Annotated in this window: 27 protein-coding genes; 9 read left to right on the forward strand and 18 right to left on the reverse strand. The window is 71.5% G+C overall.

Annotation, left to right across the window (positions count from 1 at the left end):
- Positions 1–66: 66 nt before the first annotated feature.
- The 10 genes from ACN26Z_RS28280 to ACN26Z_RS28325 all read right to left on the reverse strand — a co-directional run bounded on the left by ACN26Z_RS28280 (position 67) and on the right by ACN26Z_RS28325 (position 9,355).
- Complete coding sequence (locus ACN26Z_RS28280; RefSeq protein ID WP_007465623.1) at positions 67–168, reverse strand: 30S ribosomal protein bS22; 102 nt, start codon at positions 166–168, stop codon at positions 67–69.
- Positions 169–389: 221 nt separating this feature from the next.
- Entirely contained in the window at positions 390–599 is a 210-nt protein-coding gene (locus ACN26Z_RS28285) for a helix-turn-helix domain-containing protein (RefSeq protein ID WP_007465625.1), read from the reverse strand.
- 226 nt (positions 600–825) lie between these two features.
- Positions 826–2,010 (reverse strand): ABC transporter permease, encoded by a 1,185-nt coding sequence (locus ACN26Z_RS28290; protein ID WP_093403473.1) that lies wholly within the window; start codon positions 2,008–2,010, stop codon positions 826–828.
- A complete protein-coding gene (locus tag ACN26Z_RS28295; protein WP_093403472.1) occupies positions 2,007–2,717 on the reverse strand; it encodes an ABC transporter ATP-binding protein in 711 nt (236 codons plus the stop codon). The genes ACN26Z_RS28290 and ACN26Z_RS28295 overlap by 4 nt, the downstream gene beginning before the upstream one ends.
- A complete protein-coding gene (locus tag ACN26Z_RS28300; RefSeq protein WP_282236735.1) occupies positions 2,714–4,102 on the reverse strand; it encodes an efflux RND transporter periplasmic adaptor subunit in 1,389 nt (462 codons plus the stop codon). The genes ACN26Z_RS28295 and ACN26Z_RS28300 overlap by 4 nt, the downstream gene beginning before the upstream one ends.
- Positions 4,103–4,144: 42 nt before the next feature.
- Complete coding sequence (locus tag ACN26Z_RS28305; protein WP_282236734.1) at positions 4,145–5,359, reverse strand: hypothetical protein; 1,215 nt, start codon at positions 5,357–5,359, stop codon at positions 4,145–4,147.
- A gap of 128 nt (positions 5,360–5,487) precedes the next feature.
- A complete protein-coding gene (locus tag ACN26Z_RS28310) occupies positions 5,488–6,900 on the reverse strand; it encodes a hypothetical protein (RefSeq protein ID WP_282236733.1) in 1,413 nt (470 codons plus the stop codon).
- Between the two features lie 71 nt (positions 6,901–6,971).
- The gene (locus ACN26Z_RS28315; protein ID WP_421464152.1) at positions 6,972–7,550 is read right to left on the reverse strand and encodes a TetR/AcrR family transcriptional regulator; all 579 of its coding nucleotides are present in this window, start codon (positions 7,548–7,550) and stop codon (positions 6,972–6,974) included.
- Positions 7,543–8,343 (reverse strand): alpha/beta fold hydrolase, encoded by an 801-nt coding sequence (locus ACN26Z_RS28320; RefSeq protein ID WP_421464154.1) that lies wholly within the window; start codon positions 8,341–8,343, stop codon positions 7,543–7,545. The genes ACN26Z_RS28315 and ACN26Z_RS28320 overlap by 8 nt, the downstream gene beginning before the upstream one ends.
- A gap of 91 nt (positions 8,344–8,434) precedes the next feature.
- Positions 8,435–9,355: a proline dehydrogenase family protein gene (locus ACN26Z_RS28325; RefSeq protein ID WP_282236730.1), complete on the reverse strand. Its 921-nt coding sequence runs from the start codon at positions 9,353–9,355 to the stop codon at positions 8,435–8,437.
- Positions 9,356–9,451: 96 nt separating this feature from the next.
- On the opposite strand from ACN26Z_RS28325, the gene ACN26Z_RS28330 reads away from it, so the two are divergent.
- The 3 genes from ACN26Z_RS28330 to ACN26Z_RS28340 are packed head-to-tail and all read left to right on the forward strand — an operon-like array spanning position 9,452 to position 11,478.
- A complete protein-coding gene (locus tag ACN26Z_RS28330; protein WP_421464156.1) occupies positions 9,452–9,733 on the forward strand; it encodes a hypothetical protein in 282 nt (93 codons plus the stop codon).
- 2 nt (positions 9,734–9,735) lie between these two features.
- Positions 9,736–10,902 (forward strand): glutathionylspermidine synthase family protein, encoded by a 1,167-nt coding sequence (locus ACN26Z_RS28335; protein WP_282236729.1) that lies wholly within the window; start codon positions 9,736–9,738, stop codon positions 10,900–10,902.
- A gap of 18 nt (positions 10,903–10,920) precedes the next feature.
- Positions 10,921–11,478, forward strand: a complete 558-nt coding sequence (locus tag ACN26Z_RS28340) for a CGNR zinc finger domain-containing protein (RefSeq protein WP_093403462.1) — start codon at positions 10,921–10,923, stop codon at positions 11,476–11,478.
- A 31-nt stretch (positions 11,479–11,509) separates the two neighbouring features.
- Here ACN26Z_RS28340 and ACN26Z_RS28345 read toward each other — a convergent pair whose 3' ends face one another.
- Both ACN26Z_RS28345 and ACN26Z_RS28350 read right to left on the reverse strand, forming a co-directional pair.
- Positions 11,510–12,316, reverse strand: coding sequence for a sugar phosphate isomerase/epimerase family protein (locus tag ACN26Z_RS28345; protein ID WP_170863399.1), 807 nt, complete (start codon positions 12,314–12,316; stop codon positions 11,510–11,512).
- A 75-nt stretch (positions 12,317–12,391) separates the two neighbouring features.
- On the reverse strand, positions 12,392–13,336 hold the full coding sequence (locus tag ACN26Z_RS28350) for a Ppx/GppA phosphatase family protein (protein ID WP_093403459.1): 945 nt from the start codon (positions 13,334–13,336) through the stop codon (positions 12,392–12,394).
- Between the two features lie 72 nt (positions 13,337–13,408).
- On the opposite strand from ACN26Z_RS28350, the gene ACN26Z_RS28355 reads away from it, so the two are divergent.
- Complete coding sequence (locus tag ACN26Z_RS28355) at positions 13,409–14,218, forward strand: hypothetical protein (protein ID WP_421464159.1); 810 nt, start codon at positions 13,409–13,411, stop codon at positions 14,216–14,218.
- A 340-nt stretch (positions 14,219–14,558) separates the two neighbouring features.
- Here ACN26Z_RS28355 and ACN26Z_RS28360 read toward each other — a convergent pair whose 3' ends face one another.
- Positions 14,559–15,242 (reverse strand): response regulator transcription factor, encoded by a 684-nt coding sequence (locus ACN26Z_RS28360; protein WP_093403456.1) that lies wholly within the window; start codon positions 15,240–15,242, stop codon positions 14,559–14,561.
- On the reverse strand, positions 15,239–16,471 hold the full coding sequence (locus ACN26Z_RS28365; RefSeq protein ID WP_282236726.1) for an ATP-binding protein: 1,233 nt from the start codon (positions 16,469–16,471) through the stop codon (positions 15,239–15,241). The genes ACN26Z_RS28360 and ACN26Z_RS28365 overlap by 4 nt, the downstream gene beginning before the upstream one ends.
- 199 nt (positions 16,472–16,670) lie before the next feature.
- Between ACN26Z_RS28365 and phoU the strand changes: the two genes are divergently transcribed.
- The gene (phoU, locus tag ACN26Z_RS28370) at positions 16,671–17,321 is read left to right on the forward strand and encodes a phosphate signaling complex protein PhoU (RefSeq protein ID WP_282240680.1); all 651 of its coding nucleotides are present in this window, start codon (positions 16,671–16,673) and stop codon (positions 17,319–17,321) included.
- Positions 17,322–17,385: 64 nt separating this feature from the next.
- Here the strand turns inward: phoU and ACN26Z_RS28375 are convergent, their stop codons facing one another.
- Positions 17,386–18,153 (reverse strand): phosphoglyceromutase, encoded by a 768-nt coding sequence (locus ACN26Z_RS28375; RefSeq protein WP_421464162.1) that lies wholly within the window; start codon positions 18,151–18,153, stop codon positions 17,386–17,388.
- A gap of 151 nt (positions 18,154–18,304) precedes the next feature.
- Here ACN26Z_RS28375 and ACN26Z_RS28380 point away from each other — a divergent pair, with 151 nt between their 5' ends.
- Both ACN26Z_RS28380 and ACN26Z_RS28385 read left to right on the forward strand, forming a co-directional pair.
- On the forward strand, positions 18,305–19,612 hold the full coding sequence (locus ACN26Z_RS28380) for an MDR family MFS transporter (protein ID WP_282236725.1): 1,308 nt from the start codon (positions 18,305–18,307) through the stop codon (positions 19,610–19,612).
- Between the two features lie 52 nt (positions 19,613–19,664).
- Positions 19,665–20,966, forward strand: coding sequence for an MFS transporter (locus ACN26Z_RS28385; protein WP_421464164.1), 1,302 nt, complete (start codon positions 19,665–19,667; stop codon positions 20,964–20,966).
- 370 nt (positions 20,967–21,336) lie between these two features.
- On the opposite strand, the gene ACN26Z_RS28390 is transcribed toward ACN26Z_RS28385, so the two are convergent.
- From ACN26Z_RS28390 to mshA, 3 genes are all read right to left on the reverse strand, one after another.
- Positions 21,337–22,326: a hypothetical protein gene (locus ACN26Z_RS28390; protein ID WP_421464166.1), complete on the reverse strand. Its 990-nt coding sequence runs from the start codon at positions 22,324–22,326 to the stop codon at positions 21,337–21,339.
- Between the two features lie 106 nt (positions 22,327–22,432).
- The gene (locus ACN26Z_RS28395; RefSeq protein ID WP_421464168.1) at positions 22,433–22,966 is read right to left on the reverse strand and encodes a YbjN domain-containing protein; all 534 of its coding nucleotides are present in this window, start codon (positions 22,964–22,966) and stop codon (positions 22,433–22,435) included.
- Positions 22,967–23,039: 73 nt separating this feature from the next.
- Positions 23,040–24,389 (reverse strand): D-inositol-3-phosphate glycosyltransferase, encoded by a 1,350-nt coding sequence (gene mshA / locus ACN26Z_RS28400; protein WP_421464170.1) that lies wholly within the window; start codon positions 24,387–24,389, stop codon positions 23,040–23,042.
- Positions 24,390–24,573: 184 nt separating this feature from the next.
- Here mshA and ACN26Z_RS28405 point away from each other — a divergent pair, with 184 nt between their 5' ends.
- Together ACN26Z_RS28405 and ACN26Z_RS28410 are read left to right on the forward strand one after the other, a co-directional pair.
- Positions 24,574–25,338: an SDR family oxidoreductase gene (locus ACN26Z_RS28405; RefSeq protein ID WP_421464172.1), complete on the forward strand. Its 765-nt coding sequence runs from the start codon at positions 24,574–24,576 to the stop codon at positions 25,336–25,338.
- Complete coding sequence (locus ACN26Z_RS28410) at positions 25,335–26,132, forward strand: class I SAM-dependent methyltransferase (protein WP_421464737.1); 798 nt, start codon at positions 25,335–25,337, stop codon at positions 26,130–26,132. Before ACN26Z_RS28405 ends, ACN26Z_RS28410 begins: the two co-directional genes overlap by 4 nt.
- Positions 26,133–26,204 lie beyond the last annotated feature (72 nt).

The following is a 26,204-nucleotide window of genomic DNA, read 5'->3' on the forward strand; positions in this document are numbered from 1 at the left end:
ATCACCTGAGCCTCCGAGGGTCGACAGTTGGCGAGGGACGAATGCCGGGACCAGGCCCGGCATCGGTCACTTGCCGAGACGGCGACGCTGGACGCGGGTCTTGCGCAGCAGCTTGCGGTGCTTCTTCTTAGCCATGCGCTTGCGGCGCTTCTTGACCACCGAGCCCATACGACAGCCTTTCGATGCAACGTGCGGCGCGACCGGGAGGACACCACGAACCCGTGGCGTCAGCGACCGCTTGCGGACAGGGATCGGACCGGCGGGAAGGGCGGCGGAGCGCACCAGCGGTCACGATCGGAGTCCAGCGTAGCGGGACTGCGTCAGCAGGACCAACGCGCCCCCGCTCGATGCCCCTTCCGCCGGGCCACCTGACCCGGCCGCACCAGGGGTCAGGCGGTCTCCTGGAAGGCGCCGCGCAGGTACTCGTGCACCGCGTGCTCCGGCACCCGGAACGACCTGCCCACCCGTACGGCGGTCAGCTCACCGCTGTGCACCAGGCGGTAGACCGTCATCTTCGACACCCGCATGACCGTCGCCACCTCCGCGACAGTCAGGAACTTGACCTCCGACAGCCGACCGTCGGACTGCGACCCGGCCATGGCTCACCCGACCCATCCCATGCCCGGCGCGTGCCGCCACACGGGTCCTCCCGCGCGGCCGGCGACGCGCGTGTTACCAGTACGGTAGCGGGACGGCTGTGACCGGCGCGATCCCTTCCTGCAACTGATCATGGATCGGGGTCGGCCTGGTGACGAAAAACCCCTGGTCGGGTGCCGTACCCGGGATTTCGGCAACGATCAACCTCGGCCGCGGGTATCGGGGATGTCACTCGGTGCGCAGGGCCACCACCGGGTCGAGCCGACCGGCCCGCTGCGCGGGTACCACCCCGAAGACGATGCCGACAGCTGCCGAGACGCCGAACGCCAGCGCCAGCGACCACCAGGTCACCGCCGCCGGTATGGGTGAGACGGCGGCCACCAGCAGTGCGCCGCCCACCCCGAGGGCCATCCCGGTGAGTCCACCGACGGAGGTCAGCAGCACCGCCTCCAGCAGGAACTGAACGCCGATGTCCCGGGGACGGGCGCCAACCGCCTTGCGCAGCCCGATCTCCCGGGTCCGTTCCCGGACCGAGACCAGCATGATGTTGGAAACGCCGACCCCGCCGACCAGCAGCGAGATGCCCGCGATGGCGGCCAGTACGCCGGTCAGGATGCCGAGGATGTCGCCCAGCACACCGAGGATCTGCTCCTGAGTGACGGCACTGAACTCGGTGCCGGGGTGCCGACCGTTCAGCTCGGCCACGATCCGCTCGCCCAGTTCGTCGATTCGTTCCCGGTCCGGTGCCTTCACCGCGATGGCGTCGACCCGCTGGGTGCCGTAGAGCCGTTGCGCCGCCGTCACCGGTACGTGCACCTCGTCGTCCCGGTCGACGCCGAGGCTCTGCCCGAGCGGGACGAAGACGCCGATCACCCGGAAGCGGACGCCGGCCACGTTGATCTGCTGGCCGACCGCCTCCCGATCCGGGAAGAGGGACCGGGCCACCGAGTCGCCGAGCACCGCGACCCGCCGGCCGGTGTCCACGTCGGATCGGGTCAGGTACCGCCCGCGGGCCAGTTCCCGGGCGAAAACGGTGGGGGTCGTCTCCAACACCCCCTGGACGGTGGTGAAGTCCTCCCGGTTGCCGGCCCGCACGGTCGCACCCGAGGCGACCGTCACGGCCACCCGGTTCGGATCACCGACCACCCGGCCGACCGCGTCCACGTCCTGAAGGGTGAGCGGGGAGAGCGCCGGCGCACTGCCCACGTCCAGCCGCCCCGGCACGACCAGCAGCAGGTTGGAGCCGAGGCCCTCCACCTGCTGTTCCACCCGCTGCTTGGTGCCGGTCCCGATGGCCACCAGCAGCACCACGGAGGCCACCCCGATGACCACCCCGAGCATGGTGAGGGCGCTGCGCATCCGGTTCGCACGCAGCGCGTCCCACGCCACCCGCCACGCCTCGGCCAGCCTCACGCGCCGCCCCCGCCGTCCGTCGCGCTGTCGGTGACGACCACGCCGTCCCGCATCGCGACCCGTCGCCGGGCCCGGGCCGCCACCTCCGCGTCGTGGGTGACCATCACCAGCGCCACCCCGGACTCGACGTTGAGCCGTTCCAGCAGTTCCAGCACGGCGGCGCCGGTGGTGCTGTCCAGGTTGCCGGTCGGCTCGTCGGCCAGCAGCACCGTCGGGTCCGTGACCAGCGCCCGCGCGATGGCGACCCGCTGCTGCTCACCGCCGGAGAGCTGGTTCGGCCGGTGGTGCAACCGGTGCCCCAGGCCGACCCGTCCCAGCATCGCGGCGGCGCGCTCACGCCGCTGGCGCGCGCCCACCCCCCGGTACACCAGCGGCAACGCCACGTTGTCCACCGCCGAGGTACGCGGCAGCAGGTGGAACGCCTGGAACACGAAGCCGATGGTCTCGTTGCGCAGCCGGGCCAGTTCCGGGGCGGAGAGCGTGCCCACCTCCCGGCCACCGATCACCAGCCGGCCGCCGCTGGGCCGGTCCAGGCCGCCGAGCAGGTGCATCAGCGTGGACTTCCCGGATCCGGAGGGCCCGGTCAGCGCCACGTAGTCCCCAGCCGCGACGGTCAGCGACACCCCCCGCAGGGCGGGCACGGAGACCCCGTCCAACTCGTACGTCCGGGACACGTCGAAAGCCTCGATCGCCGGTGCCCGGCTCACCCGATCTCCTGGCCCTCGCGGACCTGGTCGGTACCCCGGACGACGATCCGGTCGCCGGCCTGCACCCCGTCGACGATCTGCACCAGGTCCTGGCCCTGCACGCCGACGGTGACCACCGCCCGGTCGGCACGGCCGTCGCGGACCAGCCACACGGTGTCCCGGCCGTCGACCGAGAAGAGTGCCGACGCGGGCACGGTCACCGCGTCCGCCTCCTCCCGGACCCGCAGCCGCAGCACCGCGTTCATCCCGGGCCGCGGCGCGGGCGCCGGCTCGGCCTCGCCGTAGCGGCCGGCGCCGAGGGCGAGTCGCACCCGGTAGCTCACCCCGCCCCGCGCCGACGTGGTGGGTAGCACGTCGATCGAGCGGACCGTCGCCTCGTAGGTGGCACCGGTGACGGCGTCCAGTTCGACGGTCCCGGTGAGCCCGGGCCGGACCAGCAGCACGTCCGTCTCGTCGACCTCGGCGAGCAGGCCCAGGTCGCGGGTGTCCACCACGGTCAGCACCGGGGTGCCGGCGCTGACCCGACCACCCACCGGGATCGCGGTGTCCACCCCGGGCGGCGGGCCGGCCGGCGCGCCGAGGGCCCCCGGGTCGAGCCCCGCCGGCACCCCGCCCGACTCCAGCAGCCCGGCGAGCGCCCCCGCCGAGCCACCGCCGGTGCTGACTCCGCCAGGTTGCACGACCCCGGCGATCGGCGCGCGCAGGGTCAACGCGTCGACGGTCGCCTTGGCCAGGTCGTACGCCTGCTGGGCCTGAAGTCGTTGGGCGGTGGCGAGCGCGCCGACGGCGGAGTTCAGGTTCCGGACGCCGCGTTGCACCTCCCGTACCGCCTGGTCGGCGGCCCGGGCCGCCGAGTCGTACCGTCGCTGTGCCGCCTCGACCTGGGTGAGCAACGCCTTCCGGAGTTTTGGATCGCTGATCTTCGCCGCCGCGGCACGGGCGGCGGCGTGCGTCTCGTCGGCGGCGCGGTCGGTGACACGCAGCGAACCGGCGAGGTTGCCGCCGCCACCGCCGGCACCGGCGCGCTTCGCGGCGGCCAGGGCGCTGCGCGCCTGGCGCAGCCGTTCCCGGGCCGACGGTGAGCTGATCACGGCGAGCACCTGGCCCCGCTTGACCCGCTGGCCCGGCTGCACCCGGAGGCGGGCCAACGTGCCGTCGGCCGGGGCGGTCAGGGTGGCCGCCGCCCGCGCGACGACAGTGGCGGGGGCGTCGATCTCCTCCGCCACGGCGGCCCGTGCCGCGGCGGCGAGCGTGATCGACGGTTCGTCGCCACCGCAGGAGGCAGCGGTGGTGAGGGTCAGGACGGTGACGGCGAGCAGGACGGTGAGCAGGCGGAGCCGCGGGGCTGGCAGCCGCGGCGAGTCGGGGCGGCGCACGCGACACATGCTACGAGCCCCTGTCGATGTCGACCCTGCCAGGGCACCAGGTCAGCGCACGGCCTTGCGGATGTACGCGACGCACTCCTTGTGCAGCTCGGACCAGGGCACGCCCAGCAATTCCTCGGAAGTCTGGGCAGGTCGACGGCCTTGGTGCACCACAGCTTTGAAGAAGGGGAGCAACCGCTCAGCACCGAACCGCTCCATGAAGTACCCCACGGCGAGATACGCGATGCCGTACGTTCCGTTCACCTCTTCGCCCGAGAATTCGGCAGTCGGGTAGAGGTCGTCGAACCTGCCGTCCCAGTCGCCACGCACCAGCCGCCGGGTTTCGGCGAGCGCGGGGTAACGGGCAATCGGTTGACCGTTCGCCGCCGCGTACTCGGCCAACCCGTCAACCAGCCACCAGGCCGAATCCTCCCAGTAGCCGTCGTGCATCGTCGCCGCGTGGGTGAACTCGTGCCGGAGCACCTGGTCGAGGTAGGGGCCGTAGTACAGGCTGTCCGGCCCGAGTACGACCTCGTGGTGGCCGCCGCCGATGCCTATCGCCGTACCGATCCCCCATTCGGGCTGTTCGCCGCCGTACCAGCTCTGCCATTCCTTCTTGCCGGCATAGAAGACCCGATACCGGTCCGGCGGCGTGCCGTCCACCGCGTACCGATCTGCCACCCTGGCTGCCGCCTCGGCCTGCAGCAGCAGGATCGGCAGCAACTCGCGATGCTCCCGTACGGTCGCCACGAGAGTTCGTTTGCCCACCACCACGGTCAACTCGCTGATCTCCCAGGGCACGTTGCCGGGCTGACCGCTGGCTTGGCCGAGCACGTCCGGGAAGGGCTTTGACCTCTCGATCTCCAGCAGCCGCGGCTCCGGCCCGTCGCTCCACCTGGTGTCGACAACCATCGGGCTGAGCTGGCACGAGGCGGTGACGAAGCAGTAGTTCATCGAGACACGCATCCGCCACTCGCCCGCCTCGCCCGCCCTGGTGGGCAGGCCGCTCGGGCTGGCCACCCAACGGGCCACCCGCAGCGCTCTGAGCGAGTCGTACCGGCGGCGCAGCTCGGTGCGCGCGGCTGCGGTTTCGGCGATCGCCAGAAACCCGGCCCGGTCCCCGTCGAGCAGGGCGGCCGCCTGACGGTTCAGCTGCGCGCCGATCCGCTCGGCGAGCTGCCGGGCTGCCGCAGTGGTCGGGTTCTCGGTCGGGTCGGCCGACTCGCTCGATGCGCCGTCGGCGCCCTCGCGACCGGACCCGATCATCAGTACCGTCACCGCCGGCAGGCTGCAAGCCACCAGCAAAACGACCACAAGCAGCGCGGCCCACAGTCCCCAACGCCGCTGAGGTCGCCCGGGTGCCGGAACCGGCGGATCAGCAGGAACCTCTGAACCTGTCATGCCGGTCACCGCACGGCCTTGCGGATGTACGCGACGCACTCCTTGCGCAGGCTCGCCCAGGACTCATCGAAGATCTCCTCGGTGGTCTGCGCCGGTAGCCGCAGGTCGTGGACCACCGCTTTGAAGAAGGCGAAGGCCCGTTCCTCGCCGAAGCGGTCGACCAGATGCCGGAAGGCGAGGTACGCGATCCCGTAGGTGCCTGCCACCTCCTCGTCGGACGCGTCGTCGGCGGGTAGGAGCTTGTCGAGCTTGCCGTCCCAGTCGCCTTTCACCAGCCCTCGGGTGGGTACCAGTCCCTCGTACCGGGCGACCGGCTGGCCATCCGCACCCGCGTGCTCGGCCAACCCTTCGATCAGCCACCACGCCGACTCGTCCCAGTAGCTCTTGTCGGGCAGCGAGGCGGCGTGGGCCAACTCGTGGCGAAGCACCTCGTCCAGCCCGGGACCGTAACCGAGCGTCTCGGGCGCCAGCACCACCTCGTGGTGACCGCCGCCGACGTTCACCGCGTACCCGGCACCCCATTCCGGTTGGTCACCGCCGTACCACCGGTCCCACTCTTTCGGCCCGGCATAGAAGACGCGGTACAGGTCAGGTGGCGCACCGGCCACGACGTAGCTGTCGGCCACCTTCGCCGCCGCCTCGGCCCGCTTCAGCAGTCCCGGCAACCGATCCCGGTGAGCCGGGGTACTGGCCACCATCACGCGCTTGCCGACCAGGACGGCAAGCTTGCTGACCTCCCAGGGCAGGACGCCGGGCTGACCGTTGTAGCGGCCGTTCACATACGCCGAGGACTTCGACTTCGGAAAGGTCAGCAGCCGGGGTTCCGCGCCGTCACGCCACCGGGTCTCGACCGCCACCGGGCTCGGATGACAGTTCGGTACGACGAAGCAGTACTGGAACTCGATCGACACCCGCCATTCGCCTGCCCGACCCGCGGAGGTGGGCAGGCCACTCGGGCGTCCCTGCCAGTGCGTGACCCGCAGCGCCCTGAGCGCGTCGAACCGACGGCGCAGATCTGGGCGTACGGCTGAAGACGCGATCGCGGCGAACCCGGACCGGTCGCCGCCGAGCAGCGCGGCGGCCTGTTTGTCGAGTTGCGCGGTGATCCGTTCGGCGACCTGTCGGGCGGCGACGGTGGTCGGGTTCTCCGTCGGTGAGGCGGCGGTCGCCGGCTCGCCGACCTCGACATCGGACACTCCGCCGGTCAGCAGCACCACCGGTACGCCGACGCTCAGCGTCAGCACCACCGCGACCACCGCGGCCCACAATGGCCATCGGCGACGCGGCCGACTGTCGGGAGTCGGGCCGACGGGCGGCACCCCCACCGCCGGGAGTTGTGCCGGCTGCGCCGTCACCTCGTCCGGTGTCGCACCGGTCGGCGCTGGCTGTTCGTCGCCCTCAGGGCCCCCGTGATTCACCGGCGCAGGGTAAGGCCTGTGGTGGTGCCGACGGAAGAGTGATCATCCGGCCGTTGCCACGGTTCGTACGTTCAGGCAGGGCCGGGCGCGGGCCAGGAACGGAGCGCCACGCCCAGCGCGGCGATCATCTGGTCGAAGGAACTGTCGAGTTCGCGCGGCAGCCCGAAGTCGCCGGCCGCTTCCAGCGAGACGAAACCGTGCACGGCTGCCCGGAACATCCGGACCCCGTCCACCGCGGCGTCACCGTCGATGCCGTAACCCCGCAGGATGGCGTAGACGACGCCGACCGCCCGCTCCCCGGCAGCCAGGTGCGCCGGGTCGGCCGGATCCGGTACCCGTTGGGTGGCGGGATAGCGACCGGGGTGCCGCCGGGCGTACGAACGGTAGGCGGTGGCGACGGCCCGCAGTGCGTCCTCACCGCTCCGACCGGCGGCGGCGGTGGTCATCTCCTCGGCTATCTCGGCGGTGGCCAGCGCGGACAGTTGCTGCGCGAGCGCCTCGGCACCCTTGATGTGCTTGTAGAGGCTGGGCAGCGCCACGCCGAGCCGGTTCGCCAGCGCGGCGAGGGTGAGCCGGTGATACCCAACCTCGTCGACCAGCCGGGCCGCCTCGCGCACCACGATCTGCGCGTTGAGCCCGGCCCTAGGCACGGTTGGCCGCCGCCAGGAAGCCGACCAGTTCGTTCGCCATCGCCTCTGGACGGTCGGCGTGCGGGTAGTGCCCGGCGTCGGTGAGCATCCGCGCCTCGGCGACCGGAAAGAGCCGCCGGGCGGCCCGCGCCTCGGCACCCGGGTCGGGGAAGTCGGGGTCCTTCGTGCCCATCAGCACCAGCACCGGCTGACGCACCTGCGGGGCGCGGGCGGTCCAGTGCGGCTGCACCGGGTGGATGACGCCCCGCACGGGCACCATCCGGCCGGGGCGACGCAGTGCCGTCACCAGTTGCCGGCGGTACTCCGCGTCGTCGGCCGGACGGTGCACCGGGAAGAGCGTGCGGTGGAACAGGCCGAACAACCGTGGACTGCGCAGCACCACCGTCTGGGCCAGCCGCAGGAACGGGCTGAGCTTCGGCTGGTTGACGAACGCGCCGACCAGCACGATGCCGTTGACCAGGTCCGGTGCGTCGGCGGCGGCGAAGACCACGGCCGCGCCGCTGGACGAGTTGCCGACCAGGACGGCCGGACCGCCACCGACGTCGCGAACCACCGCGAGCAGGTCGCCACCCACCTCCGCCGGGGCGTACGACGGCCAGTCGGCGCTGGAGTCGCCGTGCCCGCGTACGTCGATCGAGGCGACCCGGTAGCCCGCCGCCACCAGCAGCGGAATCAGATGCCGGTAGGAGTGCCGGTTCTCTCCCATGCCGTGCGAGAGCACCACAAGCGGCCCCTGCCCGTGCACCTCGTACGCGATCCGGCCGCCGGCACGCTCCACCAAGCTAGCTGTCATAGCCAGTAGGCTAATGGCATTAGCCGACGACGTCAAGGCTGCGCCGCGTACCGCCGACCGGGTCGATCGGCGGTACGGGTGCGGGCGAGGATTACTTCTTGGAGGCGAGCGCGCGGGCGAAGAAGGCCAGGTTGGCGGGGCGCTCGGCGAGACGGCGCATCAGATAGCCGTACCAGTCGTCGCCGTAGGGCACGTAGGTGCGCACCGTGTAGCCCTCGCCGACCAGGCGGGCCTGCTCCTCCGGCCGGATGCCGTACAGCATCTGGAACTCGAAGCGGTCAGGGCCACGGTCGAACCAGCGCGCCCGGTCCTCGCCGATGGCGATCAGACGCGGATCGTGGGTGGCCAGCATCGGATAGCCGTCGCCGGACATCAGGATGTTGAGGCACCGGACGTACGACTTGTCGACCTCGCGGGCCGACTGGTAAGCCACCGACTCCGGCTCCCGGTACGCGCCCTTGCACAGCCGCACCCGTGACCCGGCCGACGCCAACTCCCGGCAGTCGGACTCGGTACGCCGCAGGTATGCCTGCAACACCGCCCCGGTCGACGGGTGGTCCTTACGGAGCTTGGTCAGGATGTCCAGGGTCGAGTCGGTGGTGGTGTGGTCCTCCATGTCGAGGGTGACCGTGGTGCCCGCCGCCTCGGCGGCGGCGCAGATCGCCCGGGCGTTGTCGTAGGCGAGTTGCTCGTCGAACGCCTGGCCGAGCGCGGAGAGCTTCACACTCACCTCCGCGGCGGGCGCCAGCTTCGCCTCGGCGAGCATTCGCAGCAGTGTGAGGTACTCGTCCCGGGTGGCGTTTGCCTGTTCACCGGTGACGGTGTCCTCGCCGAGATTGTCGAGGGTGACCGCGAGACCGTCGTCGACGAGTTCGCGGGTCGCGCGCAACGCGTCGTCGGTCTTGGCGCCGGCGACGAACCGGCGGACGACGTCCCGGGAGAACGGGGCCGTCGCGACGAGCCGCTCGACCCGGGATGACCGGGAGGCGGCGAGGATGACGGAACGGAGCATGAGCCGAGCGTAACGCCCACCCGACCGCCAGGTACGTTCCCCGTCCGCCCCGGGCCCGGGGCGGACGGGATGGCGTTCATCGGTTACAACCATGTCGTGGAACAACGCCCTCGCCGCCGACTCCGATCGGCCTCCGTACAGCTCGGCGCGATCACCGCTCTGGCGCTCGCCCTCTCCGGCTGCAACATGACCTCCGACGACGACGATGACGACTGCGCCCTCGGCCCGACCGGCGGCGGCGAGACGGTGGCCCTGGCCCTGCGGGTGCCTGCCCCCGCCGCCGAGACCAGCGTCGGTCGGGCCGCGCCCGAGCCGGTCGGCGCGGCCGTGCCCGACCGGGGCGGCTTCGGCACCCACCTCGCCTCCTGCGGCGGCTGAACGTGCGTCGCGAGCCGACCACACCGCGCCCCGACTGGGACACCACCATCCGTGAGCAGGGCCTGGTCTACGTCGACACGGAACTGCCCGACGGCGGAGTGATGTCGTACTGGGACGAGACCGCCGCGTACGCCTTCGAGCTGGACGAGGTGCTGCGGCTGGAGGAGGCCACCGAGGAACTGCACCGGATGTCGGTGGCCGCCGCCGAACACGTGGTGGCGCGCAACCGGTACGCCGAGTTCGGCATCCCCGAGTGGGCGGCCGAGGCGGTCGCCCGCTCGCTGCGGGAGACGCCACCGACCCTCTACGGCCGTTTCGACCTCTGGTACGACGGCAGTTGGCCGCCGAAGCTGCTGGAGTACAACGCCGACACCCCGACCGCGCTGGTCGAGGCGAGCATCATCCAGTGGTACTGGCTGGAGCACACCCGACCGGACCTGGACCAGTGGAACAGCCTGCACGAACGGCTCGTCGGCAGCTGGGCGAAGATCGGTGCCGGGCTGCACGACCGGCGGGTGCACGTGGTCTGGTCGAACGAGGAGGAGACCGGCGAGGACCACATGACCGCCGGCTACCTGGCCGAGACCGCCCGCCAGGCGGGGCTGGACGTCGAGCTGCTGCCGATTCAGGATCTCGGTTGGGACGGCCGACGTTTCGTCGACACCGCCGACCGCCCGGTCACCACCTGCTTCAAGCTTTATCCGTGGGAGTGGATGCTCGCCGAGCCGTACGGCCCGCTGGCGCTGGAGCCGGGCACCCCGACCACCTGGATCGAGCCGGCCTGGAAGCTGCTGTTGTCCAACAAGGCGCTGCTGGCCGTGCTCTGGGAGCTGTACCCGGGGCACGAGCTGCTGTTGCCGGCGTACCTGGACTCGCCGCGCGGGATGCCCGAGTACGTGGCCAAGCCGCTGCTCGGTCGGGAGGGGGCCGCGGTGCGGATCGTCACCCCCGGCGAGGAGATCAGCAATCCAGGTGACTACGGCGACGAGGGCTTCTGCTACCAGGAGTTCCGGGCGTTGCCCGAATTCGCCGGGAGCCACCTCGTGCTGGGCAGTTGGATCGTCGACGGGGAGTCGGCGGGGGTTGGGCTGCGGGAGAGCGCGAGCCTGATCACCGACGGCTACGCGCGGTTCCTGCCGCACTACATCGATGCGCCACGCCCGGGTTGAGTCGTCTACCGTTGGGGCGTGAACTTCGACGCGTACGCCCGGACCGGGGTTGACCTCGTCAACGCGCGCCTGGACGACCTCGACGATCTGCGCGCCATCTTCTGCGACGACCAGGAGTGGATGCGCCACGAGGTCGCGGAACGGGACCTGCCGACCTTCCGGCGCGCGCAGAAGCGACTGCGCGACGTCTTCGAGTACGGCACCTCGGGGCGGGACGTCGAGGCGGTGGGCGAGTTGAACTCCCTGCTGGAGGCATTCCCGGTGCAGCCGCGCATCTCGGGGCACGACTCCAGCGACTGGCACATGCACGTGACCAGCCGGGGTGCATCGGTCAGTTCGGAGTATCTGGCCGGCGCGGTGTGGGGCCTGTCGGTGTGGCTGTGCGAGTACGGCAGCGCCCGATTCGGCGTCTGCGCCGACGACCGCTGCGGCAACGTCTACCTGGACACCTCATCGAACTGCTGCCGGCGGTTCTGCTCGGAGCGCTGCGCCACCCGCTCGCACGTGGCCGCCCACCGGGCCCGCAAGCGGGCCGCCGTGCCCAGCCAGCCGGACCCGCTGACACCGGTTTCCTGACCTGGCGTGCCGGGACGGTCGGAACCGATGCTCAGGCGTCGACCGGGGACGGCGTGCTGAGGTGCTGACGGGCGAACGCCAGCGCCTCACGCAGATCCGCCTCGCGGACCTGTCGGCTCTTCGCGCCCCGGGTGGTCACCTCCACCGCCACCGAGCCGGTGAAGCCCCGCCCGGCCAACGAGCGCAGCAGCTCGGCGCAGGGCTGGTTGCCGCGTCCCGGCACCAGGTGCTCGTCGCGTCCCTCGCCGGTGCCGTCACCGAGGTGCACGTGCGCCAGACCGTCGCCCATCCGGTCGGCCATCGCCAATGCGTCGGTGTGCGAGGCCGCGCAGTGCGACAGGTCGAGGGTGTACGAGGCGTAACCGGCTTCGGTGGGATCCCAACCGGGCACGTACGGGACGAACTGGCGGCCGGCCATCCGTACCGGGTACATGTTCTCCACCGCGAACCGCAGACCACCGAACTCGCCGGCCACCCGGTCCAGCCCCTCGGCGAAGCCTCGCGCGTAATCCCGCTGCCAGGTGAACGGCGGGTGCACCACGACGGTCGGCGCTTCAAGCGTCTCAGCGAGCACCGCCGCCCGGCGGAGCCGCTCCCACGGATCAGGGCTCCACACCCGCTGCGTGACCAGCAGACACGGAGCGTGCACGGAGAGCACCGGCACCCCGTAGTGATCGGAGAGTCCGCGCAGCGCGCCCGCGTCCTGGCTGACCGCGTCGGTCCACACCATCACCTCAAGGCCGTCATAGCCGTGGGTCGCGGCCAGCTGAAACGCCGCCGCGGTCCGCTCAGGGAAGACCGAGGAACTGGACAGGAGCACCGGGACGCGGGAAGTCACACCACCGAGGGTAGCCGCCTCGCGTTCAGACACCCTGACGAGAGTACGTAAACCGGACAGCGAGGACGACGGGGATCACACCGGAGCCAGTCGATCCATCCGGCTGAGAATCACGCCCTCCCGCAGTGCCCACGGACACACGTCCAGGGAGTCCACGCCGAGTCGACGCATCACCGACTCGGCGACCACGGCACCGGCCAGCAGCTGGTGGGCACGCCCGGCGCTGACCCCCTCCAACTCGACGAGCTGCGCCGGTGGGATGTGCCGGATGAAGCCGAGCACCTGTCGCAGCCCGGACCGGGTGAGTCGGCGTCGGGCCCAGAGCCCGGCACCGCTGGGTGCCGCACCGGCGAGCCGGGCGAGCGTACGGAAGGTCTTGGAGGTGGCCACCGGCCGTTCCCAACCCACCTCGGTCATCCGCTCGACCACCGGATCGAGGTGGGCGTCGACGTACTGCCGCAGTTCCTCCACCGTCTCCGGTGCGGGCGGGACGGTGCTTTCCGGATCCACCCCGAGCCGGTCGCGGGTCAGCCGACCGGCGCCCAGGGGCAGCGACACCGCGACGTCCGGGTCCTCGTCGATGCCGGCCGCGATCTCCAGCGAGCCGCCACCGATGTCCAGCACCAGCAGCCGCCCGGCGGACCAACCGAACCACCGCCGGACCGCGAGGAAGGTCATCCGCGCCTCGTCGGCGCCCGAGAGCACCTCCAGCCGTACGCCGGTGGAGTCCCGCACCCGGGTCAGGACGTCGGCCGCGTTGGTGGCGTCACGCACCGCGGAGGTGGCGAAGGCGATCAGGTCGTCCACCTCCAGGCCGGCAGCCGACGTACGCGCCGCCTCGACCGCCTTGACCAGGGCGTCCGCGCCGGCCTCGCGGAGCGCGCCGTCCGGGCCGATCTGCTCGGCGAGACGCAGCACGGCCTTCTCCGAATGCGCCGGCCACGGGTGCGCGCCGCGGTGGGCGTCGACCACCAGCAGGTGCACCGTGTTGGAACCGACGTCGAGGACACCCAGTCGCATGGAAGAACCCTAGGCCCACCCGGTTCGCGTCACTCGGCGACCTGCCCGCCGCACCGCGCGTACGCTGGCCGGGTGACAGGGCAGATCGAACTCCGCGTGCTGGTGGACGACCCGACCGACCCGCGCAGCCGGGAGGTGCCGCTGGACTTCCCCCGGGAGTGGATCGAGTTCGTCGACCCGGCGGACGAGCGGCATCTGATCCGGGCCGACCTCACCTGGTTGCTGTCCCGGTGGACGTGCATCTTCGGCCGGGGCTGCCACGGCATCATCGCCGGCCGGTCGGCCGACGGTTGTTGCTCGCACGGCGCGTTCTTCACCGACTCCGACGACGAGTCGCGGGTACGGGCCGCGGTGAAGCGGCTGACCCCGCAGACCTGGCAGCACTATCGGCGTGGGTTCAAGAACTGGACCGAGAACGACACCGTCGACGGCAAGAACCCGGCCCGGCGGACCGCCACCCAGGGAGCGGACGGGCCCTGCGTCTTCCTCAACGACGCGGACTTCCCGGGCGGGAGCGGCTGCGCGCTGCACGCCCAGGCGCTGCGCGACGGGGCGCATCCGCTGGAGTACAAGCCGGACGTGTGCTGGCAGCTGCCGATCCGCCGTGATCAGGAGTGGGTGAAGCGGCCGGACAACACGAAGGTGCTGGTGTCCACGCTGGCCGAGTTCGATCGGCGTGGCTGGGGTGCCGGTGGGCACGACCTCGACTGGTGGTGCACCTCCTCCACCGACGCGCACGTCGGGGCCGACCCGATGTACCTGTCGTACGCCCCGGAGTTGACCGCGCTCATCGGCGAGCCGGCGTACGCCAGGCTGGCCGAGCTGTGCGCGGCGCGGACCCGGCAGGGCCTCGTCGCCCCGCACCCTGCCGACGGCGCCTGACGCGGGCGGCCGCGAAGTCGCTTGCCGCGCGGGCCTGGCCGCGCGCCGAAGCAATCCTCACACCGGGTAACTATCGGCACCCGGCCCGACCAACTCCCTCGCCGCCTTTGCTCTGCTTACCTATACGCACAGGTAGCTCTGCGTGGTCGGCGTCACGACAATCAGCCGCGAGGGCGACCGCATAAATCCTGGTCACCGAGCTGTGCGTATGTGTAAGCAGAGCAAAGGAGCGGAACAGTGCACCGGACAGGCGGCTGCGCCGTTACGCAACGCACTTACGCCAGGTCGTGACAGGCCGTCACCAACGACGGCGGTCAGGAGCGGGTGCGGATCGGCCCGATCAGGGCTCGAACTTGTAGCCGAGACCGCGCACCGTGACGATGTGGCGCGGGGTGGAGGGCTCCGGCTCGATCTTCGAGCGCAGCCGCTTCACGTGCACGTCGAGCGTCTTCGTGTCGCCTACGTAGTCGGCACCCCAGACGCGGTCGATCAACTGGCCCCGGGTGAGCACCCGGCCCGCGTTGCGCAGCAGCAGTTCGAGCAGCTCGAACTCCTTGAGCGGCAGCTGCACCGCGCCGCCGTCCACGGTCACCACGTGCCGCTCGATGTCCATCCGGACCGGCCCGGCGGCGAGCGTCGGCGCGCCCGACTCGGGTGCCTCCGGGCTCTGCCGGCGCAGCACCGCGCGGATCCGGGCGACCAGTTCCCGGGGAGAGTACGGCTTGGTCACGTAGTCGTCCGCCCCGATCTCCAGGCCGACCACCTTGTCGATCTCACTGTCCCGAGCGGTGACCATGATGATCGGCACGTGCGAGCGCTGGCGCAGCTGCCGGCAGACCTCGGTACCGGACATCTCCGGCAGCATCAGGTCGAGCAGGACGATGTCGGCACCGGTCCGGTCGAACTCGGTGAGAGCCGACGTCCCCGTGGCGGCCACGGAAACCTCGAACCCCTCCTTGCGGAGCATGTACGACAGTGCGTCCGAGAACGACTCCTCGTCCTCGACCACCAGAACGCGACTCAACGGCGTTTCCTTTCATCGGTCGGACCGGGCTCGATCCCAGCAGGCGGCAGTGTCGCCAGCAGGTCGTCCGGCGGGCGAGCGGGCAGCCGGAGAGTGAACGTCGACCCACCACCAAGAGTGCTCGCCACCTCCACCCGACCGCCATGGTTGCTCGCGATGTGCTTGACGATCGCCAGCCCGAGGCCGGTGCCGCCGGTTGCCCGCGAGCGCGCCTGATCGGCGCGGTAGAACCGCTCGAAGATGCGGTCGACGTCGGTGGGGGCGATGCCGATGCCCTGGTCGGTGACCGCGATCTCCACCTGCTCTCCGGCGGCCCGGGCGGCGATGCGTACCGTCGTGTCCTCGCCGGAGTAGTTGAGGGCGTTCTCCACCAGGTTCGCCACCGCGGTGGCGAGTTGGTTGTCGCTGCCGTACACGGTCAGGCCCCGCTCCGCTTCGACGGTGACCTCGATCCGGCGGGCGGCGGCGGCGGTCCGGGTGCGATCGATCACCTCGGAGATCACCCAGTCCACCCCGACCGGCTCGGGGGCCGGCTGCGGTTCGGCACCCTGGAGTCGGGTCAGCTCCAGCAACTCCTGCACCAACCGCCCCAACCGGGTCGACTCGTGCTGGATACGTTCGGCGAACCGCCGGGCGGCGATCAGGTCCTCGGAGAGATCCGGACGCCCCTCGTCGGCCGGCTCGGTGGCGTCCAGCAGTGCCTCGGCGAGCAGTTGCAACGCGCCGATCGGGGTCTTCAGTTCGTGACTGACGTTGGCCACGAAGTCTCGGCGCACCCTCGCCAACCGGTGCGACTCGGTCACGTCGGCCGCCTCCACCGCGATGTAGCCGTTGCCCAGCCCCATCGCTCGCAGGTGCACGCCGAGCGGGTTCTCCCCGGCGTTGTCGCGGCCTCGGGGCAGGTCGAGCTCGATCTCGCGCCGCACGCCGGTGCGCCGTACCTGCCCCGCCAGGGTACGAATCAGCGGATGCGCCATGATCGAACCCGGCCGCCCACCGGTCCGCAGCAGTCCCATCGCCCGCGCCGCCGGATTGACCAGTACGGGCACATCGTCCGCGTCGAGCACCACGACCCCCGCGCGCAGCGAATCGATCGCGCGGCGGCCGAGCCCGACCTGCACTTCGTCGACGATCGCGAGCCTCCCCTTACCGAACCGGGACAACCACAGGCCGACGGCCACCCCGACCACCAGGGCCGCAGCCACGCCCACCGTCACCGCCCACGTCACTCGGCGATCGTATGGTCATTGTTAACCTGGCTATCGCCCAGAACAGGACGAAGCACTCTCACTTCCGGGAAAGTTCACTCGCGCGTCCGGCGTAGTTCATCGGCGTTCACCTCCGATCCGCCCGGGCGTCATAGCTTGACGGCGCACCTGCGGAAATCCCGCCGGCGGGCTCGCCGGCACCGACGGACAGGACGTGACAATGCGCGACGAGTTCCGGGCCGAACTTGAGGCCGTCAGCCAACTGCTGGTCGAGATGGCCGAGGGAGTTCGGGCGGCACTGCGGCAGGCGACCCGGGCCCTGCTCACCGCCGACCGTCGGGCGGCCGAGTCCGTGATCGAGCGGGACGCGGAGATCGACGGGCTGTACCGCCAGGTGGAGGAGCGCGTCTGCGACCTGCTGGCCCGCCAGGCACCGGTCGCCTCCGACCTTCGCGCCATGATCACTGCACTGCACGTGGCCGCCGATCTGGAGCGGATGGGAGACCTGGCCGACCACGTGGCCAAGACCGCGCTGCGCCGGCACCCGTCGCCGGCCGTTCCGGCGGAGCTGCGCCCGGTCTTCACCGACATGGCGGGCATCGCCGACCGGATGGCCGAGAAGATCGCCTCGGTGCTGGCCCACCCTGACGCCGACCTCGCCGCGGAACTGGACGGCGACGACGACGCGATGGACGAGCTGCACAAGGGGTTGTTCGGGGTGCTGCTCGGCGCGGACTGGCCGTACGGGGTGGAGACCGCGATCGACGCCACCCTGCTCGGTCGCTTCTACGAGCGCTTCGCCGACCACGCGGTCAACAGCGCCGAACACGTGGTCTACCTGATCACCGGCGAACCCGTAACCTCCCCCTGAGCACGGCGAGGGGCCCTGGCCAGCGCCGGGGCCCCTCGGGTCCGTCTCGAAGTCCTCGGGCGGCTCAGCGGCCCTGGTTGGCGACGGCGGCGGCGGCCGCCTTGGCGGCCTCCGGGTCGAGGTAGGTGCCGCCCAGCGTCTGGGGACGCAGCAGCGGGTCCAGGTCGTAGCGCAGCGGGATTCCGGTGGGGATGTTGAGCTTCGCGATGGCCTCGTCACTGATCTGGTCCAGGTGCTTGACCAGCGCCCGCAACGAGTTGCCGTGCGCGGCCACCAGCACCGTACGGCCGGCCAGGATGTCCGGCACGATCGAGTCGTACCAGTACGGCAGCATCCGCTCGACGACGTCCTTGAGGCACTCGGTACGCGGCATCAGTTCGGTCGGCAGCAGCGCATAACGCGGATCACCCACCTGCGACCACTCGTCGTCGTCCTCGATCGGCGGCGGCGGGGTGTCGTACGACCGGCGCCAGAGCATGAACTGCTCCTCGCCGTACTCATCCAGGGTCTGCTTCTTGTTCTTGCCCTGCAACGCCCCGTAGTGACGCTCGTTCAGCCGCCACGACCGGCGCACCGCGATCCAGTGCCGGTCGGCGGCGTTCAGCGCCAACTCGGCGGTCCGGATGGCGCGGCGCATCACGCTCGTGTGCACCACGTCCGGCAGCAGGCCGTGCTCGCGCAGCAGCTCGCCGCCGCGGCGCGCCTCGTTCTCCCCCTTCGCGGTCAGGTCCACATCGACCCAGCCGGTGAAGAGGTTCTTGGCGTTCCAGTCGCTCTCGCCGTGCCGCAGCAGGACCAGCGTCCCGACGGTGGGCCCCTCGCTAGCTGTCATGCCGATCATCCTGCCGCAACCCGCAATGGCCCGCGCGGGAAGGGTGGTGACGACCACCACGTGGAAATACAGGTGACCTTGATTCCGGCGCGCCACTAGGTTGGTAAGGATCCAAAAGAGCAACAGGCATTACGGAAACGGGGGCGCGGGCGTGCGCGCGATGCGGGGTTGGTTCCGGGACACCACAGGTGGGCTACCGAGGACCTTCTGGTACCTCTGGACGGGCACGCTGATCAATCGACTCGGCTCGTTCGTCCTGGTCTTCCTCGCCATCTACCTGACCCAGGAACGCGGCTTCTCCGCCTCGCAGGCCGGGCTGGTGCTCGGTGCCTGGGGCGTCGGCGGCGCGGTCGGCACCACCGCCGGCGGCACCCTGACCGACCGGTGGGGTCGCCGGCCGACCCTGCTCACCGCCCATCTCGGCGCCGCGACCATGATGCTCGCCATGGGCTTCGCCCGTGACCTGTGGACGGTCGCGGCGGGGGCGTTGCTGCTCGGCCTCTTCGCCGAGGCGGCCCGCCCCGCGTTCGGCGCCATGATGATCGACGTGGTGCCGGAGCGGGACCGGCTGCGCGCCTTCTCGCTCAACTACTGGGCGATCAACCTCGGGTTCGCCTGCGCCGCGGTGCTCGCCGGGTTCGCCGCGCAGGCCGGTTACCTGCTGCTCTTCGTGGTCAACGCGGCCACCACGGTGGTCACCGCACTGATCATCTTCGTGAAGGTCAAGGAGACCCGGACGGTCACCGTCGGCATGCCACGCGGCGGCGTGCCGGCCAGAGCCCTGCGGACCATCCTGACCGACCGGGTGTTCCTCGGCTTCGTCGCGCTGAACCTCCTCGGGGCGCTGGTGTTCCTCCAGCACATCTCGATGCTGCCGATCGCGATGGCCGACTCCGGCCTGAGCCCCGCCACGTACGGATCGGTGATCGCGCTCAACGGCGTGCTGATCGTGGCCGGTCAACTCTTCGTGCCCCGGCTGATCAAGGGGCGCAACCGCTCACACGTGCTCGCCCTGGCCGCGGTGGTGATGGGCGTGGGCTTCGGGCTGACCGCGTTCGCCGACGTCGCCTGGTTCTACGGGCTGACGGTGCTGATCTGGACCCTCGGCGAGATGCTCAACTCGCCGTCCAACGCCACCCTCATCGCCGAACTCTCCCCCACCCAGCTGCGTGGTCGCTACCAGGGCGTCTTCTCGCTCTCCTGGCAGCTCGCCGGAGCGGCGGCGCCGATCCTCGGCGGACTGGTGCGGGAGCAGGCCGGCAACGCGACCCTCTGGGCGGCCTGTGCGGCGATCGGGCTGGTGATGGCGGTGGGCCACCTGCTCTCCGGGCCCGCGCGGGAACGGCGTGCCGTCGCGTTGCGTACCGCTGGCACCGCCCCGGTGGTGACGGTGCAGTCGACCGCACCGCAGCCCGCCGCACCGCAGGCGGCCGAGCCGGTGGCCACCTCCCGGGGGTGAACCCCGCCACCCCGCGTCCCACCCGCCGATCAGCCCGGGCAAGATCTGTTAGGTGTCCGAACAGATTGGCAAGGTCGGGGTGCCGGCCGGGGCGCTTCGTCGCTGGCTGACCGACACCGCAGGTGGCCTGCCCGCAACCTTCTGGTACCTCTGGGCCGGCCTGCTGATCAACCGGGCCGGCGCGTTCGCGATGCTCTTTTTGTCGCTCTACCTGACCGCGGCCCGGGGGGCCAGCGAGTCGCTGGCCGGCGTGGTGGTGGGCGCGTACGGCGCGGGTGGCGCGGTCGGGGTGCTGCTCGGTGGGGTTCTCGCCGACCGGTGGGGTCGACGCTCGACCCTGGTGGCAGCTCACCTGGTCACCGCCGCCCTGATGGTCGCGCTGGCGCTCAGCCAGCACCTGGGCGTGATCGCGGCACTCGCCCTGCTGGTCGGGGTCACGCACTCCATGCCGAGCCCGGCCTTCGTGGCCGCGATCGTCGACGTGGTACCGGAACATCGCCGGTCCCGCGCCTTCAACCTGCAGTTCTGGGCGTTCAACCTCGGCATGGCCGTCGCGTCGCTGCTGGCCGGTCTGCTGGCCGAGGCAAGCTACGTGGCCCTCTTCCTGGTCGACGCGGTCGCCACGGTGGCGACCGCCGCGCTGATCGCCTGGAAGGTCCCGGAGACGCTGGCCCGTCGGCAAATGCGGGCGAGTCCGGCCGCCGGCCCCCGCCGCCCGCGTCGCCCGGGGCTGCACACCGCGCTGACCGATCGGCACTTCCTGGTCTTCGTCGGGCTGACCTTCGTCCTCGCCGTACTGACCATGCAGGCGTCGACGATCATGCCCTTGGCCATGCGGGCCGACGGGTTGGGGCCGTCGTCGTACGGCGCGGTGGTGGCCCTCGGTGGCGTCCTGATCGTGCTCGGGCAGTTGTTCGTACCCCGGCTCATCGACCGGCACCGGAAGGCCCACGTGCTGGCCCTGTCGACGGCGCTGCTCGCCGTCGGCTTCGGCGCGCTCGCCGTCGCCGACGACCTCGTGTTCTACCTGGGCGCCTGCCTGGTCTGGACGGTCGGCTCGATGCTGGCCGCGCCACCCAACGCACAGATCAACGCGGACCTGGCGCCACCGGCGCTGCGGGCCCGCTACCAGTCGGTGTTCTACCTGGCCTTCCCGGCAGCGTCCTTCATCGCGCCGACGCTCGGCGGCTTCAGCCTGCAACGCTGGGGCGACGGGCACTGGCTGCTGGTCGGCGCACTGGGTCTGTTGGCCGCCGGTGCGCACCTGCTCGCCGGGCCGGCGCGGGAGCGACGCGTGGCCACCCTGCGTGGTCAGGGCGAACGGGCCGAGCCGTCGCTGGCCGGGCATTCCTGAGCCCACGCGTAATGCCCGGCACGAAGTCGTGCCGGGCATTTCACGTCGTACGACCGGCGGCGGCGGGCGGCACTCACCCCCGTAAGCGACGCCCGCTCGCGCCGCCGGTCCAAACAGGTGGGCCACCGTCCCCCAACGGTGTCGGTCCACCCGTCCCCCGCGTCTCGCCCGGCTGCACAGATCTGATCGATCCGCCGCTCCCCCGAACGGTACCGAGCGTGACGCGGTGCAATAAAGCTAGTGCGGCCCGACCTCGCGATTCAACCTGAGCGGCTGTCTCGCCCGTCACAGCGCGATCCCCTTGGAGACGGCGCTTAGGCCCTCGGTCAAGGCCAACTGCGGGTACCCGAGTGCTATTCCCGCAAACCTCTCACCCATCCTCACGATCGGGTGATTCGGTCCGGAAGAAATTGCTCTGCCGGCCGTCCCGCATCTGCTCCTGGTAGATCAGGTTCAGCCGGCGCAGGTCGAAGGTGTGAAACCACTCGTCCCAGGTGATCTCGCGGATCCGGCTGCTCTCCCGGTAACCCGGAATGTTGAACGTCAGCACCCCGGCCCGACCCGCGCGCTCGGTACCGCTGATCGTCGCCGGCTTGGCGCCCCGCTCCCGGGCCCACCGCCGAATGACGTCATGGTTGGTGGTCACCAGGCTGCGGCCGGGGCGCTCCGGCCGGTCCTGGAGCGAGGAGATCAGCTGCGACGACCGGACCGACCGTGACGTCGACCGACCGGTCCGGGCCGCGCCACCACGGGCCGGCCGAGCCTCGGCCGGACGGCGGGTGGGTACCGCCTTACGGGCGCGGGTGGTGGTCGTGCCGCTCGGGGCCGATTTGCGCGGGGCCGATTTCCGCGCTCCGGCCGTGCTCTTCCGCGCCGTACCCGTCTCGGACCTGCGCGCCGCACTTGTCGCCTTGCGGGCGGTGCCGGCGGTCGACCTGGCCGCCGCGCCGGTCGCCTTGCGCGCCGGAGCAGCCCGTTTCGCCGGTGCCGCCTTGGCCCGCCCCGGTGCCGCCTTGGCCCGCCCGGGCGCTGCCTTGGCCCGTCCCGGCGCCGTCCGGCCGGAAGCCGCCTGTTTCGTGCCGGACGCCTTCGTGGCGCCGGCCCGGCCGGCCGGGCCGCTGCTGCGGCGCCCGGCGCCGCTGGATCGCAGCGTCTTCGCCAGTGTCTTCACAAGTTCCGGCTTACGCAGGGCCGAGATGCCGGAGACCCCGTGTCGCCGCAGCTGTCCCCGAATGTCGTCCACCCGCATGCGGGAGATCTCCGACTCGGAGATCCGTGGCGTGTTCGGGGTCTGGTTGCCGCCCTGCCGCCTGGTCCTGGTCGCGGTCCCGCCGCGACCCGAGCTGCTTCGCTGAGCCATGGATGCTCACGCTCCTCGCCACTCGCCGTCTCGGCGCGGCGGGTCCCAACGCCGCACCGCGCGCAGCGGCTTACCCGTCAGGAGCGGTCCGAACCTCCGGCTGCCGTCAAGAGGCGTCCGAGTTCCCGGCTGCCGGCGGAGCCGACCGGGCGGCCTCCGAGGGCTCGAACAGGTGCGCGAAGGCGGCCAGGTTGGCGGTCGACTCACCGCGCTTCACCCGCCACTCCCACTCGCGCCGGATCGAGCTGCCGAAGCCGATCTCCAGCATCGTGTCGAAGGACTCGTCGGCGTAGGTCAGTACCGCGCCGAGCAGCCGATCCAACTCGTCGGCGTCGACACTGTCCGGGTTGACCCGGCCGGTGAGGTAGACGTCACCGACCGCGTCGATGGAGAACGACACCGCGTACATCTTGGCGTTGCGCTGCAACAACCAGGCCCACAGCTCCTCGCGCCGTTCGTCCGGCTGACGCATCACGAACGCCTCGATCCGCAGCGCGTGCTCACCGACGATCAGGTTGCAGATCGTCTTGAGCTTGTGCGTACCGGGCAGGGTCACCGCGTACGACCCCGGGCCGGTGGACTCGCAGGCGAGGTCCCGCTCCGCGCAGACGGACTCGATCAGTGCACCGAGGTCGCTCATCCGGCCAACTCTACGACGATCACCACCGCGTCGCCGGGAGGGACCGGACCGGTGGGCCGAGCCAGTCCTGCGCTCAACAGCAGGAGGCGGTGAGTTCTGCGGTGAGGCCGGCCCGGTTATCGGCGATCGCCTCACCGTAGACGCTGAGCAGGCCGGCGGCCGTGCGATGCCAGGAGAAGGCTCGGGCATGCCGGGCGGCTCCGACGGACAACTCCGCCCGTCGGGCCCGGTCGGGCAACAGGCGGGCCAGCGTACCCGCCCAGTCCGCCGGGTCGTGTCCGCGCACCAGCACCCCGCTGACCTGGTCACGCACCGCGGTGACCAGTCCGCCGACGGCGGCGGCCACGACGGGCGTACCGCAGGCCTGGGCCTCCAGTGCGACCAGGCCGAAGGATTCGTTGTACGACGGCACCGCGACCAGGTCGGCCGCCTGGTACAGCAGGGGCAGTTCCACTCCGGTGCGCGGCGGCAGGAAGTGCACTCGGTCGGTGACGCCGAGCGAGGCGGCCAGTTCGATAAGCGCGGTTGGCCGGTCCAGCCCGGTGCCGCTGGGCCCGCCGCAGATCACCACCGCCACCTCACGGGCCAGCTCGGGATCCCGCGCCCGGAGGGCGGCGATCGAGCGGATGAGAACGTCGGGCGCCTTCAGCGGCTGGATCCGCCCGACGAAGGCGACCAGATGACCACGGGTCGGCAGGCCCAGCCGAACCCGGGCGGCGGTGGTCGCCGCGTCCCGGTCGCCGACAGCGGGACGGAACCGCTCCAGATCCACCCCGGGCTCGACCACCGTCACCCGAGTGGGGTCCGCGTCGTACCGGCCGATCAGGTCCCGCGCCTCGACCCGGGTGTTCGCCACCAGCCGGTCCGCCTCCGCGACCACCTGCTCCTCACCGATCACGCGCGCCTTCGGCTCCGGCCGGTCACCGGCAGCGAGCTGCGCGTTCTTCACCTTGGCGAGGGTGTGCGCGGTGTGCACCAGCGGCACCCCCCAGCGGTCCTTGGCCAGCCAGCCGACCTGCCCGGAGAGCCAGTAGTGGGAGTGGATGAGGTCGTAGTGGCCCGGCGGGCGGGCCGCCTCGGCGCGCAGCACGCCCGCGGTGAACGCGCAGAGCTGGCCGGGCAGTTCCTCCTTGGTCAGGCCCTCCAGCGGGCCGGCCATCACGTGCCGGACGTGCACTCCGGGGGCCACCTCCACCACCGGCGGCAGGTCGCCCGAGGTGGCCCGGGTGAAGATCTCGACCTCGACGTTCGCCTCGGCCAGTCGCCGGGACACCTCCAGGATGTAGACGTTCATGCCGCCCGCGTCCCCGGTGCCCGGCTGGTGCAACGGTGAGGTGTGTACCGACAGTGTCGCGATCCGCCGGGGACGCGGCCACGGCAGGGAACCTCGCTGACGACCGACACCGGTGTGCTCTTCCGCCACTTCCGCTCCCTTTGCCACGGTTGATGCCGTCCCCGCACGACCGGCGCTTCTGCGTCAACACTCCGCGCCGGATGTCATCTTCCCGATCGGCGACGGGTAATACGTCGGGCAGGCCTTCGGGCGTGACCGACCTCATGGCGACCGTGCCGCCCGCCATCCGATGGCGGGGGGCGAGAATGGCCGGATGAGTCGTGTCGCGATCGTCACCGGAGCATCCAGCGGGATCGGCGCCGCCACCGCCCGGCGGCTCGCGGACGAGGGGTTCCACGTGCTCGCCGCGGCGCGGCGTACCGACCGCCTGGCCGAACTGGTCGCGGAGATCACCGCAGCCGGCGGCTCCGCCACCGCGGTGCGCTGTGACGTCACCTCCGACGGGTCGGTGGCCGACCTCGCCCGGGCCGCGCAGCAGGCCGGCGGGCCGGTGACCCTCCTGGTGAACAACGCGGGCGGGGCACGTGGGCTGGATCCGGTGGAGTCCGGCGCGGTCGGTGACTGGCAGTGGATGTACGACGTCAATGTGCTCGGCACGCTGCGGGTCACCCAGGCGCTGTTGCCAGCGCTGGAGAGTTCCGGGTCCGGCACCGTCGTCGTCGTCTCGTCGACCGCCGGCTTCACCGTCTACGAGGGTGGGGGCGGCTACACCGCAGCCAAGCACGCACAGACCGCGATCGCGGGCACGTTGCGGCTGGAGTTGTGCGGGCGCCCGGTGCGGGTGATCGAAATCGACCCGGGCATGGTGAAGACCGACGAGTTCTCGTTGACCCGCTTCAACGGGGACGTCGAGCGGGCGGAGGCGGTCTACGCCGGGGTCGCGGAGCCGCTGCTCGCCGAGGACGTCGCCGACTGCATCGCCTGGTGCGCCACCAGACCGCAGCACGTCAACGTGGACCGTCTCGTGGTCCGGCCGCTGGCCCAGGCCGCCCAGCACAAGGTGCACCGGACGGGCTGACGGTGACGCCGGCGTCCCGGCCGCTCGGCGCGGCGACCCGGGGAACCACGAATCCCAACCGGCTCCGCCGGGTCGACAACTGGGTCGTGGAGACCTGCGCTGATCCGCTGCGCGCCGCGCCAGACCCGCTTGTGGTGGACCTCGGCTACGGCGCGACCCCGGTGACCGCGGTGGAGCTGCGGGACCGGCTCGCCGCCCGGGTCCGCCCGGACGTGCGGGTGGTCGGGCTGGAGATCGATCCGGTACGCGTCGCCGACGCGCAGCCCGCCGCCGACCCACCCGGGCTCACCTTCGCCCGGGGCGGCTTCGAACTGGCCGGTCTGCGTCCCACCCTGGTCCGCGCGTTCAACGTGCTGCGCCAGTACGACGAGAGCGAGGTGGCCGGCGCGTGGGCCACGATGTGCGCCGGGCTGGCGCCGCGTGGGCTGCTGGTGGAGGGTACCTGCGACGAGCTGGGACGCCTCGGCGGGTGGGTGCTGCTCGATGCCGACGGACCGCGCTCGCTGACCCTGTCCGCTCGGCTGACGACGCTGGAAAGTCCGGCCGAGCTGGCCGAACGGCTACCGAAGGCGCTGATCCACCGCAACGTACCGGGCGAGCGGATCCACGACCTGATCCGGGCCCTGGACGACGCCTGGCGGGCCGCTGCCGGCTACGCCCCCTTTGGCCCGCGCCAACGTTGGTTGCACACCGTGTCGGCTGTCCGCGCCCAGGGCTGGCCCGTCCTCGGCCGCCCCCGCCACTGGCGCCACGGCCACCTCACCGTCCCCTGGCCCGCAGTCTCCCCCACCTGAACGAGCCCGGCGGACACGGAGTTGATCAAGACGTTTGCGTCAGCTTCCGCGCGGAAGCTGACGCAAACGTCT

The sequence above is a fragment of the Verrucosispora sp. WMMD703 genome, assembly GCF_049178935.1.
GTDB classification, from domain to species: Bacteria; Actinomycetota; Actinomycetes; order Mycobacteriales; family Micromonosporaceae; genus Micromonospora; species Micromonospora sediminimaris.

What these genes read in the sequence shown, in the direction of transcription:
- ACN26Z_RS28375 (WP_421464162.1), bottom strand. Translation starts at nt 18,153, where the DNA reads ATGACAGCTAGCGAGGGGCCCACCGTCGGGACGCTGGTCCTGCTGCGG.
- phoU (WP_282240680.1), top strand. Translation starts at nt 16,671, where the DNA reads ATGCGCGACGAGTTCCGGGCCGAACTTGAGGCCGTCAGCCAACTGCTG.
- ACN26Z_RS28405 (WP_421464172.1), top strand. Translation starts at nt 24,574, where the DNA reads ATGAGTCGTGTCGCGATCGTCACCGGAGCATCCAGCGGGATCGGCGCC.
- ACN26Z_RS28280 (WP_007465623.1), bottom strand. Translation starts at nt 168, where the DNA reads ATGGGCTCGGTGGTCAAGAAGCGCCGCAAGCGCATGGCTAAGAAGAAG.
- ACN26Z_RS28325 (WP_282236730.1), bottom strand. Translation starts at nt 9,355, where the DNA reads ATGCTCCGTTCCGTCATCCTCGCCGCCTCCCGGTCATCCCGGGTCGAG.
- ACN26Z_RS28395 (WP_421464168.1), bottom strand. Translation starts at nt 22,966, where the DNA reads ATGAGCGACCTCGGTGCACTGATCGAGTCCGTCTGCGCGGAGCGGGAC.
- ACN26Z_RS28320 (WP_421464154.1), bottom strand. Translation starts at nt 8,343, where the DNA reads ATGACAGCTAGCTTGGTGGAGCGTGCCGGCGGCCGGATCGCGTACGAG.
- ACN26Z_RS28390 (WP_421464166.1), bottom strand. Translation starts at nt 22,326, where the DNA reads ATGGCTCAGCGAAGCAGCTCGGGTCGCGGCGGGACCGCGACCAGGACC.
- ACN26Z_RS28285 (WP_007465625.1), bottom strand. Translation starts at nt 599, where the DNA reads ATGGCCGGGTCGCAGTCCGACGGTCGGCTGTCGGAGGTCAAGTTCCTG.
- ACN26Z_RS28350 (WP_093403459.1), bottom strand. Translation starts at nt 13,336, where the DNA reads ATGCGACTGGGTGTCCTCGACGTCGGTTCCAACACGGTGCACCTGCTG.
- ACN26Z_RS28300 (WP_282236735.1), bottom strand. Translation starts at nt 4,102, where the DNA reads ATGTGTCGCGTGCGCCGCCCCGACTCGCCGCGGCTGCCAGCCCCGCGG.